Source organism: Serratia sp. K1WW1, assembly GCF_055790865.1.
This window is the reverse complement of record NZ_CM147697.1, coordinates 5,058,305-5,073,795: the sequence shown is the minus strand read 5'-3', so window position 1 is coordinate 5,073,795 and position 15,491 is coordinate 5,058,305. Positions and strand designations below refer to the sequence as shown.

Here is a 15,491-nt window from a genome sequence, read left to right as displayed (position 1 = left end):
GATTTATGCCCCCTCAGCCACGAAGCGGGCAATGATATCGCCCATTTCATTGGTGCCGATGGCTTTGCCAGCACCGGCCAGATCGGCGGTACGGTAGCCCTGTTCCAACGCCTGATTAATGGCGCGTTCGATCGCATCTGCGGCTTCATCGGCACCCAGGCTATAACGCAGCAGCAGGGTGGCAGACAGAATTTGCGCGATCGGGTTGGCAATGTTTTTGCCCGCGATGTCAGGTGCGGAACCACCGGCTGGTTCGTACAGGCCAAAGCCCTGTTCGTTCAGGCTGGCGGAAGGCAGCATGCCCATCGAGCCGGTGATCATGGCGCATTCGTCCGACAGGATATCGCCGAACAGGTTGGAGCACAGCAACACGTCGAACTGGGACGGGTCTTTGATTAACTGCATGGTGGCGTTGTCGATATACATGTGCGACAGCGACACATCTGGGTAATCCTTGGCGACCTGAGTCACCACTTCACGCCACAGGATGGAGCTTTGCAACACGTTGGCTTTATCAATCGAGGTGACGATATTACGGCGTTTGCGGGCGGACTCGAAGGCGATACGGGCGATGCGTTCGATCTCAAAGCGGTGGTAGACCTCGGTATCAAAGGCGCGCTCATGCATGCCCTGGCCTTCACGGCCTTTGGGTTGGCCGAAGTAGATGCCGCCGGTTAACTCACGTACGCACAGAATGTCGAAGCCACGCGCGGCAATATCGGCACGCAGCGGGCAGAAATCTTCCAGCCCTTGGTACAGGCGGGCAGGGCGCAGGTTGCTGAACAGTTTGAAGTGTTTACGCAGCGGCAGCAGCGCACCGCGCTCCGGCTGCTCTGCCGGTGGCAGGTGTTCCCATTTAGGGCCGCCCACCGAGCCGAACAGGATGGCATCGGCCTGCTCGCAGCCGGCAACGGTCGCTGCGGGTAATGGGGTGCTGTGGCGATCGATGGCAATACCACCGACGTCATATTCGCTGGTAGTGATGCGGATACCAAAGCGTTGGCGCACGGCATCTAACACTTTATGGGCCTGAGCCATTACTTCTGGGCCGATTCCGTCTCCGGGTAAGACGGCAATGTGGTAAGTCTTGGTCATGTTCACACCGTTTCCTGATTATTTTGATGTTTGGTTTGCTGCAAGCGCTGCTTTTCTTTTTCTACTTGCTGAGAGCGCCAGATATTATTCAATACGTGGATCATCGCCTTGGCAGAAGATTCCACAATATCGGTAGCCAGGCCCACGCCATGGAAGCGGCGGCCATTGTAAGACACTACGATATCAACCTGGCCCAGCGCGTCGCGGCCCTGGCCTTTGGCGGTCAGTTGATATTTCACCAGCTCAATCGGGTAGTCGGTAATACGGTTGATGGCTTGGTAAACCGCATCGACCGGACCGTTGCCCGTGGCGGCTTCGGACTTCTCTTCGTCGCCACATTTCAGTTTGACCGAGGCGGTAGCCATAATGCTGCTGCCAGACTGCACGCTGAAGTATTCCAGGCTGAAATGCTCAGGCTCTTCCTGCTGCTTGTTGATAAATGCCAGGGCTTCCAGATCGTAGTCAAACACCTGGCCTTTCTTGTCGGCCAGCTTCAGGAAAGCCGCATACAGCACGTCCAGATTGTAATCCTGCTCCTTGTAGCCCATCTCTTCCATGCGGTGTTTTACCGCCGCGCGGCCGGAACGGGAGGTCAGGTTCAACTGGACATCTTTCAGACCGATGGTCTGCGGGGTCATGATTTCGTAGTTCTCGCGGTTTTTCAGCACGCCGTCCTGGTGGATACCGGAGGAGTGGGCGAAGGCGTTGGAACCGACGATGGCCTTGTTGGCCGGGATGGGCATATTGCACAGCTGGCTGACCAACTGGCTGGTACGGTAGATTTCCTGATGATTGATATTGGTATGCACCTGCATAAAGTCCTGGCGCACCTTGATGGCCATGATCACTTCTTCCAGTGAACAGTTACCGGCACGTTCGCCGATGCCGTTCAAGGTGCCTTCTACCTGGCGGGCACCGGCCTGGACGGCAGCGATAGAGTTACCCACGGCCATGCCCAAATCGTCGTGACAGTGGACGGAGATAATCGCCTTATCAATATTAGGCACGCGGTCGTACAGCGTAGTGATGATGCCGCCGAACTGGTTTGGCGTGGTATAGCCAACGGTATCAGGGATATTAATGGTAGTGGCACCGGCGTTGATGGCGGCTTCTACCACGCGGCACAGGTTATCAATCGGGGTACGGCCAGCGTCTTCACAGGAGAACTCTACGTCATCGGTATAGTTACGGGCGCGTTTCACGGAGCGCACCGCCATTTCCAGCACCTGGTCGAAAGAGCGCTTCAGTTTGGATTCGATATGCAGGGTGGAGGTGGCCAGGAAGACGTGAATACGGAAGGCCTCGGCCACGCGTAATGCTTCGGCAGCGACGTCAATGTCGTTATCAACACAGCGTGCCAGACCACAAACGCGGCTGTTTTTGATCTGGCGGGCAATGGTTTGTACCGACTCGAAGTCCCCAGGGGAGGAGACTGGGAAGCCGACTTCCATTACATCGACACCCATTCTTTCCAGCGCCATGGCGATCTGGATTTTTTCTTTAACGCTCAGGCTCGCCTGCAGCGCCTGTTCACCATCACGCAATGTGGTATCGAAAATAATGACTTGTTGGCTCATCGTGTTGTTCCTTGTCGTGTTTGTTTCACGCTAAGCGGGTAAAAAAAAACCCGCGCAGTAGCGCGGGTTTTGCAGATGATGGGCTGAATCAGCTTTGAACCCCGTCCACCAGCGTACCGCGCACATAAGATGCGTTTAGTAGTAGGCCTAGTAGACGGTGGGTACGGATCATGGCGGTCAGCTTCTCTAAAATTGTTTCGTTGCCTAATTTGATACTTTATTGGCCGGGGCATGTCAACACCTGATTAAAACAGGGGTATTGAAAAGCCTGATGCCAGCGGGGATGGCGCCAGTTGGAAACTCGGTAAAACCTCCTAGGGCCAGCGCTAAATCCGCAGGTGATCGGGGGTTTATTAGCATAAATGGTTTGAAAGTGGCGCTGTCGCATTGATTAACAACACTACTCGGTTAAAATTTTTCGTTGGCGCAAAAAACCAGCAAGCGGGGTTTGATGGGCTGCTGATGTTGTGGGCTTGGCATTCATGTTGTCAATTTATCGTCTCGCATTCATTCGTAATTCGTATTCTTAGCGCTGAACTGAGCGGTTACAATCAATTAAGTGATGCTAAAGAGACCTATTTTGCTCTGGTATGATTGTCCATTAACGCATTTTATGGTCTGATCCAGAGGTTGACGGTACCAAACAGGTATCCCTAACTCAGGTGTTTTGCCTGCCAATTTTGTTTGTATGCCATCGGCGAGTTGCGAACCGATGTGCCAAGGCAACCTAACGACGAACAATGCCTAATATGCACCGCTGTGACATATTTTTATAGGATGATGCCCGATTGCTATCTGACAAGGGTAGTCAAAAAGGATAACTAATTTCGCTGTGTGGGAATAACGTAGCGTGCCTTTTCCCGTTATTCCCCTGCGCGCTAGCGGGATTATCTACATGGGACTTAGTGGAGTTTGGATATGTCCGAATATAATTCAGGAACTGTCTTGAGGAAAGAAAACGGTGATATTCATTTGCGCAGTGTGGATCTTAATTTACTCACTGTTTTTGATGCAGTTATGCAGATGCAGAATATTACCAAGGCGGCAAATTCCTTAGGGATGTCGCAGCCGGCGGTCAGCAATGCCGTGTCGCGTTTGAAGATCATGTTCAACGACGAGCTGTTTGTCCGCTTCGGCCGTGGCATTCAGCCTACCATGCGCGCCCGCCAACTTTTTGGCCCGGTACGCCAGGCACTGCAACTGGTACAAAATGAGCTGCCAGGCGCTGGCTTTGATGCCCTGAGCAGCGAACGCCTCTTTGTGCTTTCTATCTGCAGCCCGCTAGATATTCGTCTGACAGCCAAAATAATCAACAACGTCAAGAGCATGGCTCCCAACGTGCAGATACAGACCAAGTCTTACATGAGCACTAACATCGAGCATCAGTTACGCTATCAGGAGACCGAGTTTGTTATTGGCTATAGCCGCCTCGAACATCCCGAGTTTCAGGATATTGCCTTATTCGATGATGAATTGACCCTGGTTGCCGCGCAGTCTCACCCGCGCCTGGTGGGCACCATTAGCCAGAAACAGATGCTGGCGGAGCAGCATGCCGTTATCGCATTAGAGCGTTTTTGTTCCTTTAGCAAACCCTACTATGTTGACGAAACCCTACAACGCAGTGTCACCCAGCAATGTACCGACCTGTACAGCGTATTGAATCTGGTCGCCATGACCGAGATGGTGGCAATCGCACCTCGTTGGTTTGCCCAGCAGCACGCACAAGCCTTGCAGCTAAAATTAATTCCGCTGCCTTGGGAGAGAAAAACAACCACCTGTTATCTCTCCTGGCATGAGTCCGCCGAACGAGATGAAGGCCATCAGTGGATGAAGTCCGTACTTAGCCAAGCCGGTGTATTGCGTTAATTAGTGATTTATTGGCCCAGCGCGCTTTCGAGTGCGTCGGGTTGATAATGGATAGCGCGAAACAATAATAAGAATAGACTTAAGATAAACTAAGATTATTCCGTGTAATGACGCCGTGGGAAATATCATTTACCCCGAGGGTTAATTAATTTGAGTGACTGAAACGCTATTCTGCCCCAAACGATACTGCCGCTATTTTAACCTGCCACTTCTCCCTTCTTGTCGTCGATCCCACTTTGTCTGTTTGGCGTAAACCTTTTGCACTCCCTTTTGTCCAAGATCAAGAGAAATGAGCACAAGCGCGTTTTGGCTCACACTTCTACGCTGAAATCCCTTTTCCCACAGCCGGAGACTAGGTAGACTGCGCAAAAAAAGTAAACACGTGTAAGCTGAGATGTGAGAGCTTCCGCTCCAATCGCGGTTAACTGGTTGATTAATTTCAGGCATAGGGCGCTATGACCAATACCTTGCAGCATTACCATCAGGTTGAACGTATACAGCATCAAATTACTAACCGTGCAGAACATACGGCTTTCCGTCAGTGGTCCCCGCAGGGAGAAACACGGCTGACCTGGTCGCAGGTCGGGGCGCATATGCAACATATTGCCTGCGCCTTGTTGGCATTGGGCGTTGAGGTACAGGAACGTATCGCGATTTTTGCCAACAACAGCATGGCCTGGTCGTTGGCCGATTTGGCGATCCTCGAACTGCGGGCGGTCAGCGTGCCGCTTTATGCCACCAACACCCCGGCTCAGGCGGCATTTATCATTAACGATGCCGATATCCGCATTCTGTTTGTCGGCGAGCAAGAACAACTGGATGCCGCGATTGCGCTGTGTGGCGTATGCCCACAGCTGACCCACATTATTGTCTTTGATGCTTCAGCCGATTTGCGCGGCTGTGAGATTGCCCAACACCTGCATCATTTCGAACGTCTTGCGGATATCGAGCGCTTCGATGCCCTTCGTCAGCAAAGAATTGCCGAGCGCGATTTACAGGATTTGTTCACCCTTATCTACACCTCCGGCACCACCGGGGAGCCGAAAGGCGTAATGCTTGACTACCGCAATATGGCCGCACAGTTGCAACTGCATGACGATCGCCTGACGGTGACGGCGGATGACGTTTCCCTCAGTTTCCTGCCATTGTCACACGTGTTTGAACGTGCCTGGAGCTTCTTTATCATGCATTCGGGCGCGCAGAACGTTTATCTGCCCAATACCGACTGGGTGCGGGAAGCGATGGCCGATGTCAAACCGACCCTGATGTGCGCAGTGCCACGCTTTTATGAAAAAATCTTCAGTGCGGTGCATGAAAAGGTCGCACGTGCGCCTTGGTTGCGGCGTGCCTTGTTCCACTGGGCCATCGTCTGTGGTGAACGCAAGTTCCTTCAGGAAAGGGCAGGGAAACCGTTAGGCAAGCTGTTCGATCTCTCTCACCGCTGGGCTGACAAGCTGGTGTTAAGCAAGCTGCGGGGGATCCTGGGAGGGCGGGTGCGCTTCTTGCCAGCGGCGGGTGCCAAGCTTGATGACAACGTGATTCTGTTCTTCCAGGCGATGGGCATTAACATCAAATACGGCTACGGCATGACGGAAACCTGTGCCACGGTCTCCTGCTGGGAAGAGAATAACTTCCGCTTTGGTTCGATCGGCAAGCCGCTGCCCGGCGTGGAAGTGCGCATTGGCGATGAAAATGAAATCCAGGTGCGTGGGCCAATCGTGATGCGCGGCTATTACAATAAACCGCTGGAGACGGCCGATAGCTTTACCGCTGACGGCTGGCTGAAAACCGGCGATGCCGGCATGATCGACGATGGCGGCAACCTGTTTATTACCGAGCGGCTGAAGGATCTGATGAAGACCTCCGGCGGCAAATACATTGCGCCACAGATGCTGGAAGGTACCCTGGCGCAGGATCGCTTTATTGAACAGGTCGCGATCGTTGCCGATGCACGTAAATTTGTCTCGGCGTTGATCGTTCCGAGCTTCGAGTCGTTGGAAGAGTATGCCAAATCGGTCAATCTGAAATATCAGGATCGGCTCGAGCTGCTGCGCAACGGCCATATCATCGAAATGTTCGAAAAGCGTTTGCGGGAGATGCAAAAAGAGTTGGCCCTGTTTGAGCAGGTGAAGAAATTTACCCTGCTGCCAGCGGCTTTCTCGATGGAGTTGGGGGAGCTGACCCCGACGCTGAAGCTGCGTCGCAAGGTGATCCTACAGCGTTACCAGCATGAAATTGAGTCCATGTATCAGGAAAAATAATGATAGGGGCGGCAGGTGGACGAAAAATCCGCAGTCGCCCTTGCCTGATATAGTTCTGTAATTATCCCCACCCTCAAAATAATGCCTAGCTGAATAACCACTCAGCTAGTGCATAGTTTTGCCAAGCCGCGCATCTCCAGCCTGATGGCAATACCCTTGCCCACGATAAGCCATTTTGCCGTTTGCCTGCCCCATATTCTGACGCTATGTTAAGAGTCCAAAACGTCCATAAGATTTTTGGGGCCATGCCCCAGACAGGACAGGCGCTACGTTCCGGCGTCAGACAAGAACAAGCTATGTAAGCCTGGAGGCAAACCCATGGAAATATTGTCAGGAGCCGAGATGGTCGTCCGATCGCTGATCGATCAGGGCGTTAAGCATGTATTCGGCTATCCGGGCGGGGCGGTACTCGATATCTATGATGCCCTGCACACGGTGGGGGGCATCGATCATATTCTGGTGCGTCACGAGCAAGGGGCGGTGCATATGGCCGATGGCTATGCACGAGCGACCGGTGAAGTGGGCGTAGTGCTGGTCACTTCCGGCCCAGGGGCCACCAACGCCATTACCGGCATCGCCACCGCCTATATGGATTCCATCCCGATGGTGGTGCTATCTGGCCAGGTGCCGAGCTCGCTGATTGGTTACGATGCCTTCCAGGAGTGCGACATGGTGGGTATCTCCCGCCCGGTGGTAAAACACAGCTTCCTGGTCAAGCGTACCGAAGACATTCCTTCCGTGCTGAAAAAGGCGTTTTACCTGGCTTCTACCGGCCGCCCTGGCCCAGTGGTGGTCGATCTGCCGAAGGATATCGTCGGCCCGACGGTAAGAATGCCTTACGCGTATCCGCAGGACGTCAGCATGCGTTCCTACAACCCGACGGTGCAAGGCCACCGCGGGCAGATCAAACGTGCCCTACAGACCATTCTGGCGGCAAAAAAGCCGATCATGTACGTGGGCGGCGGTGCCATCAATTCGGAGTGCCATGAAGAGTTGCTGCAACTGGCGGAAAAGCTGAACCTGCCGGTCACCTGTACGTTGATGGGGCTGGGGGCGTTCCCAGGGACTCACCGCCAAAGCGTCGGTATGCTGGGCATGCACGGCACCTATGAAGCCAACAAGACCATGCATCATTCCGACGTGATTTTTGCCGTTGGGGTGCGCTTTGACGATCGCACCACCAACAACCTGGCCAAATACTGCCCGGATGCCACGGTGCTGCATATCGATATCGACCCAACCTCCATTTCCAAAACGGTGGATGCCGATATTCCTATCGTTGGCGATGCCAAACAGGTGCTGACGCAGATGCTGGAACTGCTGGCGCATGAGGACAAAGCGCAGGATTTCGATGCGCTGCGTGACTGGTGGCAATCCATTGAACAGTGGCGCGCGCGTGACTGCCTGGGTTACAGCAAAGACAGTGGCACCATCAAACCCCAGGCGGTGATCGAAACGCTGCACCGCCTGACCAAGGGCGATGCCTATGTCACCTCCGACGTTGGCCAGCACCAGATGTTTGCCGCGCTCTATTACCCGTTCGATAAGCCGCGTCGTTGGATCAACTCTGGTGGCTTGGGCACCATGGGCTTTGGCCTGCCAGCCGCCCTCGGGGTGAAACTGGCACTGCCAGACGAAACGGTGGTGTGCGTCACCGGTGATGGCAGCATCCAGATGAATATCCAGGAGCTGTCCACGGCTCTGCAATACAATCTGCCGGTGGTGGTGGTCAACCTCAATAACCGCTACCTGGGTATGGTGAAGCAGTGGCAGGACATGATCTATTCTGGCCGCCATTCGCAGTCCTATATGGATTCCTTACCGGACTTCGTCAAGCTGGCCGAAGCCTATGGCCATGTCGGCATCGCCATTCGTACCCCGGATGAGCTGGAAAGCAAGCTGGCGCAGGCGCTGGCGGAAAAAGAACGTCTGGTGTTTGTCGATGTGACCGTCGACGAGACAGAACATGTTTATCCAATGCAGATCCGCGGTGGAAGCATGGACGAAATGTGGCTAAGCAAAACGGAGAGAACCTGATGAAGCGCCGTATCTTATCGGTATTACTGGAAAACGAATCCGGTGCGTTGTCGCGCGTCGTAGGGCTGTTCTCTCAGCGTGGCTACAACATCGAAAGCCTGACGGTTGCTCCTACCGATGATCCAACCTTGTCGCGCATGACGATCCAGACGGTGGGTGATGAAAAGGTACTGGAGCAGATAGAGAAGCAACTGCATAAGCTGGTTGACGTTCTCCGCGTCAGTGAGCTGGTGCAGGGGGCTCACGTTGAGCGTGAAATCATGCTGGTGAAGCTGCAGGCCAGCGGCTACGGTCGTGAAGAGGTGAAACGCAGCACGGATATCTTCCGTGGCCAGATTGTGGATGTCACCTCGTCGCTTTACACCGTGCAGTTGGCGGGGACCAGCGACAAGCTGGACGCCTTCCTCAACGCCGTACGTGAAGTGGCGGAAATCGTCGAAGTGGCCCGCTCGGGGATTGTTGGCGTGTCGCGCGGCGACAAGATTATGCGCTGATAGCGGGTTTTCTGCACTGTATCGAGGGCGTGGCAGGTTTGCTGCGCCCTTTCTTTTTTATTTTTTGCCCTTTTGCTGGCACCTTTGGGCGAAAGCGGTTGCTCGGCCGTGTTTTCTGCGGTTAGATCGCCATTACGGGTTGAATAACCATAGTGACTATCATGGTTACTCATTACCCTTCCGCTTTCGGTTCGCTGCATACTTGGCCATACATTGAAAGCGTGGGGTAAACAACGCCACAGGATCCATTGTCATTTTGAGAGTCATTTAAAGGGGTTAACGTGAAACTGGATGAAATCGCGCGTCTCGCAGGCGTTTCGCGTACTACGGCCAGTTATGTCATCAACGGCAAGGCGAAGCAGTATCGTGTCAGCGATAAAACCGTCGAAAAAGTGATGGCCGTGGTCAGGGAGCACAATTATCACCCGAATGCCGTAGCGGCAGGGCTGCGTGCAGGCCGCACTCGTTCTATCGGCCTGGTGATCCCGGATCTGGAAAATACCAGCTATACCCGCATCGCCAACTACCTGGAACGCCAGGCGCGTCAGCGCGGTTATCAACTGTTGATCGCCTGCTCGGAAGATCAGCCGGATAATGAAATGCGCTGCATTGAGCACCTGCTGCAACGCCAGGTCGATGCGATCATCGTCTCCACGGCGTTACCGCCGGAGCATCCTTTCTATCAACGCTGGGCTAACGATCCTTTCCCGATTATTGCGTTGGATCGCGCTCTGGATCGTGAACACTTTATCAGCGTGGTGGGGGCCGATCAGGAAGACGCCTTTGCCCTGGCGCAGGAGTTACGCACTTTCCCCGCCAAGTCGGTGTTGTATCTGGGGGCTTTGCCTGAGCTTTCGGTCAGCTTCTTGCGTGAGCAGGGTTTCCGTCAGGCCTGGCAGGATGATGAGCGGCAGGTGGATTATCTGTATGCCAACAGTTATGAACGTGAAGCGGCCGGCGTGCTGTTTGCGGAATGGCTGAAAACCCATCCGATGCCACAGGCGCTGTTTACCACCTCATTCTCGCTGTTGCAGGGTGTGATGGACGTAACGCTGAAACAGTGTGGGCGTTTACCGGCGGATCTGGCGATTGCCACCTTTGGTGATCATGAGCTACTGGATTTCCTGGAGTGTCCGGTGCTTGCCGTGGCCCAGCGCCACCGTGATGTTGCCGAGCGGGTGCTGGAACTGGTGCTTGCCAGCCTGGATGAACCGCGCAAACCTAAACCAGGTATGACGCGCATTCGCCGTAACCTGTTCCGCCGCGGTAGCCTGAGCCGCAAATAATCTTCAAGGGGCCGTAATTCGGCCCCTAAACGTAACCCACCACGCGAAACAGCCTGCGGCAATACTCCAGAAAATAGCCGTACACCACGCCCATCGCCATTGAGATCACCGCATTACTGGTCACCGCGGCCAGGATCTGCTGGCCGTCTGCACCCACGCTCCACAGAATGGCAGCGTAAACCGGTGATTGAAAACTGACATAAGCCAACAGATCGGCCAGATTTCGCAGCAAGAATTGCCCGCGTGGGCTGCGGCGTGCGGTGGCGATAAAGAAATCACGGTAGCGGCCATAGGGCCAGGCGATCAGGATATTGACGGGGATCGACACCACCCGGGAGGAGAGCGATTGGCTAAAGCTCATGCCCGAAATCAGTATTTCAATCGCCATCCCGACGATAAAACAGTACACCACCAGCGCAAAAGTATCGGCGGCAGCGCTGCGCCATGGTGAAACGGCTCTAGACATGACACGATCCCTGAATTTATCGGTTAATATGTTGTTTGTTAATGTTAATTAGGTGTTATTAACTGACCTTTATGCTATTTAGTAGTCTACTTGACTGCGTTGGCTGTTATAAGTGGCTTAAAATTTTTATTTTTAACATTTGGATGATTTTTATCCTGACAACAGGAGGAAAAGCGCGTAAAGCAGGGATTTAACATGGTGAGTTTGAGAATTTTTATTATAAACAGTGTGTTATGATTATCTTGCCACGGTGAGATGACGGCTTTGCGGCTGATTTAGCGATAGGCTCACTAAATTTACGTATATTCCTAAAGTCGCTAAAAAATCCGAATGAATTGTAAATAGGTGTTTTGAGAATAATCTTACCATTTTGATTTGAATCATAATTAGCGGCTTGAGCCAGTGCTTCGCCATTTATTTTATCGTTGGGTTGTTCTTTGGCGGAATAATTGAAGTAAAATAGCGCGCCGCTGGCAGCGAAATACTCGCTGAGTGTTATTAAGTCAAGGGTTTATGGCATTTCCCTGCTGGCAGGCGGTTTGCGGCCAAGCCTTGACCGATGCGGGATGCGGTGGGGTTTCCCCCGCCGAGAGCGATGTTGAAAAGTGAGACCTGGATTGCAGAAGGACATAATGAGTTATTTAATCGTCAATTTGTGTTTATTTTAATCACACTCTTTCCGCTTAGAAAATTCTCCTCTTTAATCATGATGTTAATTTATATTCATGCAATAAATAGCGTTCCTTTCGTGAGCCAGCCTCCAGAATATGCCTATAAATATTGCCAAACCGCTCTTGCTCTGGCTTGACAAGGTTTTCATACCCTCCGTAAACTCCCTTATGTGGGAATTTGTGGTGTAAAGTGGTGAAAAGGGTCGCGAGGGGGTAGCTCAGGTATGTTTCGTGGGGCAACGATGGTCAACCTCGACAGTAAAGGACGGCTCGCCGTACCAACCCGTTATCGGGATTTACTGAATGAGGAATCGCAAGGCCAAATGGTTTGCACCATTGACCTCCATCAGCCCTGCCTGCTGCTTTATCCATTACCTCAATGGGAAATCATCGAGCAAAAGTTGTCCCGTCTGTCGAGCATGAATCCCGCCGAGCGCCGCGTCCAGCGCTTGCTGTTGGGCCATGCCAGCGAGTGTCAGATGGATAATGCCGGCCGGTTGCTGTTAGCCAATACGCTACGTCAACATGCCGGGCTTACTAAAGAAGTGATGCTGGTCGGGCAGTTCAACAAGTTTGAACTGTGGGATGAACAGACCTGGTATCAACAAGTCAAGGATGATATTGACGCGGAACAATCCACTCAGGAACCGTTGTCTGAGCGGCTACAGGATTTGTCACTATAAGCATGCTGGAAAATTATAAACATACGACCGTACTGCTGGATGAGGCCGTGAAGGGTCTCAATATTCGCAGTAACGGCATCTACATCGACGGTACTTTTGGTCGCGGCGGTCATTCTCGTCTGATCTTGTCCCAACTGGGGCCGGAAGGGCGCTTGTTGGCTATCGATCGCGATCCGCAGGCAATTGCCGCAGCTCAATCTATTGCAGACCCACGTTTTACTATCATCCACGGCCCGTTTTCTGATTTGGCTGACTATGTGCAGCAACGGGAACTGGTGGGCAAGATCGACGGCGTGTTGCTCGACTTGGGTGTTTCTTCCCCGCAGTTGGATGACGCAGAACGCGGATTTTCCTTTATGCGTGACGGCCCGCTGGATATGCGTATGGACCCTTCAAGCGGCCAATCCGCCGCCGAATGGTTGATAAAAGCGGAAGCCGACGATATTGCCTGGGTGCTGAAAACCTTCGGTGAAGAGCGCTTCGCCAAACGCATCGCCCGCGCCATCGTAGAAAGAAACCGCGTAGAGCCGATGACCCGTACCAAGGAACTGGCCGAGCTGATCGCCCATGCCAGCCCGTTCCGTGATAAGCATAAACACCCGGCAACCCGCAGCTTCCAGGCGATCCGTATCTACATCAACAGCGAGCTGGAAGAGATCGAGCGTGCGCTGGACGGTGCATTAGCCGTGTTGGCACCAGAAGGCCGCCTGTCGATCATCAGCTTCCATTCGTTGGAAGACCGTATCGTCAAAAGCTTTATGCGCCACCACAGCCGTGGTGCCCAGGTTCCGGCAGGAATTCCGCTAACCGAAGCGCAGTTGCGTGAAATGGGCGGCCGCACGCTGAAAGCCTTGGGCAAAATGAAGCCAGGTGATGTTGAAGTGGCGGAAAACCCACGGGCGCGCAGTTCGGTGCTGCGTATTGCCGAGAGGATGCCTGCGTGATTGGTAATGAACGCCACGGTTTAGTTGGCGTCATTGGTGGCGATCTGCTGCGTAACGCCAAGATCCCGCTGATTCTGATGATTGCCGCGCTGGTTTCCGCCGTGTTTGTGGTGACCACCGCGCACCGTACTCGCCTGCTGACCGCCGAGCGCGAACAGCTGGTGCTGGAGAGAGATGCGCTGGATATCGAATGGCGCAACCTGATCCTGGAAGAGAATGCCCTTGGCGATCACAGCCGCGTAGAGCGTATCGCCACCGAAAAATTGCAGATGCAACACGTTGATCCATCGCAGGAAATTATCATTGTCAAGCCATGAGTGGTTTAGCCGAAGTCACGATACGGAGCAAGTAGCTAACGCATGAAAGCAGTACGTCCCGGTAAGAAGTTGAAACGCCAGGAAGATCAGGCCAGCTTTGTGAGCTGGCGTTTTGCGTTGCTGTGCGGCTGTATTCTGTTGGCGCTGGTTGGGCTGATGCTGCGTGTGGCTTATTTGCAGGTGATCAATCCGGATCGGTTGGTGAAAGAAGGCGATATGCGTTCGCTACGCGTGCAGTCGGTTCCCACCGCTCGCGGCATGATCAGTGACCGCTCTGGCCGCCCGCTGGCGGTGAGCGTACCGGTAAACGCCGTGTGGGCCGATCCGAAAGAGTTGAACGAACGCGGGGGTATTACGCTGGATTCGCGCTGGAAAGCGCTGTCCGACGCGTTGCAAATTCCGCTCGATCAGCTCTCCAATCGTATTAATGCCAATCCAAAGGGGCGCTTTGTCTATCTGGCCCGGCAGGTTAACCCGGCGATTGGTGATTACATCCACAAGCTGAAATTGCCTGGCATCTACCTGCGTCAGGAATCGCGCCGCTACTACCCGTCTGGTCAGGTTACCTCTCACATCATCGGCGTGACCAACATAGACGGCGAAGGGATCGAAGGGGTCGAAAAGAGCTTTGATCGCTGGCTGACTGGCCAACCGGGCGAAAGAACCGTACGTAAAGACCGCTATGGCCGAGTGATCGAGGATATCTCCTCGGTAGACAGCCAGGCGGCGCACAATCTGGCGCTGAGCATCGATGAGCGCCTGCAGGCGCTGGTTTATCGTGAACTGAACAACGCCGTCGCCTTCAACAAGGCGGAGTCTGGTACCGCAGTGCTGGTGGATGTGAACACCGGCGAAGTGTTGGCGATGGCCAACAGCCCATCGTACAACCCGAACAATATGGCCGATACGCCGAAAGACACCATGCGTAACCGTGCCATCACCGATATTTTTGAACCTGGTTCTACCGTGAAACCGATGGTGGTAATGACGGCGTTGCAGCGCGGCGTAGTGAAAGAAAATAGCGTGCTCAATACCATTCCTTACCGCATTAACGGCCATGAAATCAAAGATGTGGCGCGTTATTCGGAACTGACCATGACCGGGATCTTGCAGAAGTCGAGTAACGTCGGTGTTTCAAAGCTGGCGTTAGCGATGCCGTCCTCAGCGTTAGTAGATACTTACTCACGTTTTGGGCTGGGAAAAGCGACCAATTTGGGGCTGGTCGGAGAAAGCAGTGGCTTATACCCAAAAAAACAACGGTGGTCTGACATAGAGAGGGCCACCTTCTCTTTCGGCTATGGGCTAATGGTAACCCCGTTACAGTTAGCGCGAGTCTATGCCACGATCGGCAGCCTGGGCGTTTATCGCCCGCTGTCGATCACCAGGGTTGACCCTCCGGTTGCCGGTGAACGTGTCTTCCCTGAGGCTACCGTGCGTACGGTAGTGCACATGATGGAAAGCGTTGCCTTGCCGGGCGGTGGTGGGGTGAAAGCCGCTATCAAGGGTTATCGTATCGCCATTAAAACCGGTACCGCCAAAAAGGTCGGGCCGGATGGTAAATACGTCAACCGATATATCGCTTATACCGCGGGGGTGGCACCAGCTAGCCAGCCTCGTTTTGCTCTGGTGGTGGTCATCAACGATCCACAGGGTGGGAAATACTACGGTGGTGCGATTTCCGCACCGGTGTTTGGTGCCATCATGGGGGGCGCGCTGCGGATAATGAACGTTCAGCCAGATGCGTTGCCCACCGGTGACAAAAGCGAATTAGTGATTAATAACAAAGAGGGTTAA

Annotated in this window: 12 protein-coding genes; 9 read left to right on the top strand and 3 right to left on the bottom strand. The window is 53.6% G+C overall.

Annotation, left to right across the window (positions count from 1 at the left end; all coding sequences use genetic code 11):
* Positions 1–3 precede the first annotated feature (3 nt).
* Positions 4–1,095, bottom strand: a complete 1,092-nt coding sequence (gene leuB / locus ACX9GU_RS22945) for a 3-isopropylmalate dehydrogenase (protein WP_024483539.1) — start codon at positions 1,093–1,095, stop codon at positions 4–6.
* Between the two features lie 2 nt (positions 1,096–1,097).
* Positions 1,098–2,672 (bottom strand): 2-isopropylmalate synthase, encoded by a 1,575-nt coding sequence (gene leuA / locus ACX9GU_RS22940; protein ID WP_021179308.1) that lies wholly within the window; start codon positions 2,670–2,672, stop codon positions 1,098–1,100.
* A 918-nt stretch (positions 2,673–3,590) separates the two neighbouring features.
* Between leuA and leuO the strand changes: the two genes are divergently transcribed.
* The 5 genes from leuO to cra all read left to right on the top strand — a co-directional run bounded on the left by leuO (position 3,591) and on the right by cra (position 10,616).
* Positions 3,591–4,538 carry a transcriptional regulator LeuO gene (gene leuO / locus ACX9GU_RS22935; protein WP_473193038.1) on the top strand — a complete coding sequence of 316 codons (948 nt, stop codon included), beginning with the start codon at positions 3,591–3,593 and terminating at the stop codon, positions 4,536–4,538.
* A 455-nt stretch (positions 4,539–4,993) separates the two neighbouring features.
* A complete protein-coding gene (locus ACX9GU_RS22930; protein ID WP_473193037.1) occupies positions 4,994–6,799 on the top strand; it encodes an AMP-dependent synthetase/ligase in 1,806 nt (601 codons plus the stop codon).
* A gap of 318 nt (positions 6,800–7,117) precedes the next feature.
* Positions 7,118–8,836 carry an acetolactate synthase 3 large subunit gene (gene ilvI / locus ACX9GU_RS22925; protein WP_473193036.1) on the top strand — a complete coding sequence of 573 codons (1,719 nt, stop codon included), beginning with the start codon at positions 7,118–7,120 and terminating at the stop codon, positions 8,834–8,836.
* Positions 8,836–9,330 carry an acetolactate synthase small subunit gene (gene ilvN / locus ACX9GU_RS22920; RefSeq protein ID WP_021179312.1) on the top strand — a complete coding sequence of 165 codons (495 nt, stop codon included), beginning with the start codon at positions 8,836–8,838 and terminating at the stop codon, positions 9,328–9,330. Before ilvI ends, ilvN begins: the two co-directional genes overlap by 1 nt.
* Before the next feature lie 281 nt (positions 9,331–9,611).
* Complete coding sequence (gene cra, locus ACX9GU_RS22915) at positions 9,612–10,616, top strand: catabolite repressor/activator (RefSeq protein ID WP_473193035.1); 1,005 nt, start codon at positions 9,612–9,614, stop codon at positions 10,614–10,616.
* Positions 10,617–10,641: 25 nt separating this feature from the next.
* Here cra and ACX9GU_RS22910 read toward each other — a convergent pair whose 3' ends face one another.
* Positions 10,642–11,082, bottom strand: coding sequence for an L-alanine exporter AlaE (locus ACX9GU_RS22910; protein ID WP_021179315.1), 441 nt, complete (start codon positions 11,080–11,082; stop codon positions 10,642–10,644).
* A gap of 895 nt (positions 11,083–11,977) precedes the next feature.
* Between ACX9GU_RS22910 and mraZ the strand changes: the two genes are divergently transcribed.
* Genes mraZ through ACX9GU_RS22890 form a run of 4 tightly spaced genes read left to right on the top strand, consistent with a single transcriptional unit; the run spans position 11,978 to position 15,491 of the window.
* A complete protein-coding gene (mraZ, locus tag ACX9GU_RS22905; protein WP_024483534.1) occupies positions 11,978–12,436 on the top strand; it encodes a division/cell wall cluster transcriptional repressor MraZ in 459 nt (152 codons plus the stop codon).
* Positions 12,437–12,438: 2 nt separating this feature from the next.
* A complete protein-coding gene (rsmH, locus tag ACX9GU_RS22900) occupies positions 12,439–13,380 on the top strand; it encodes a 16S rRNA (cytosine(1402)-N(4))-methyltransferase RsmH (RefSeq protein ID WP_473193034.1) in 942 nt (313 codons plus the stop codon).
* Positions 13,377–13,697 carry a cell division protein FtsL gene (gene ftsL, locus ACX9GU_RS22895; protein ID WP_021179318.1) on the top strand — a complete coding sequence of 107 codons (321 nt, stop codon included), beginning with the start codon at positions 13,377–13,379 and terminating at the stop codon, positions 13,695–13,697. Before rsmH ends, ftsL begins: the two co-directional genes overlap by 4 nt.
* 42 nt (positions 13,698–13,739) lie before the next feature.
* Complete coding sequence (locus tag ACX9GU_RS22890) at positions 13,740–15,491, top strand: peptidoglycan glycosyltransferase FtsI (RefSeq protein ID WP_473193033.1); 1,752 nt, start codon at positions 13,740–13,742, stop codon at positions 15,489–15,491.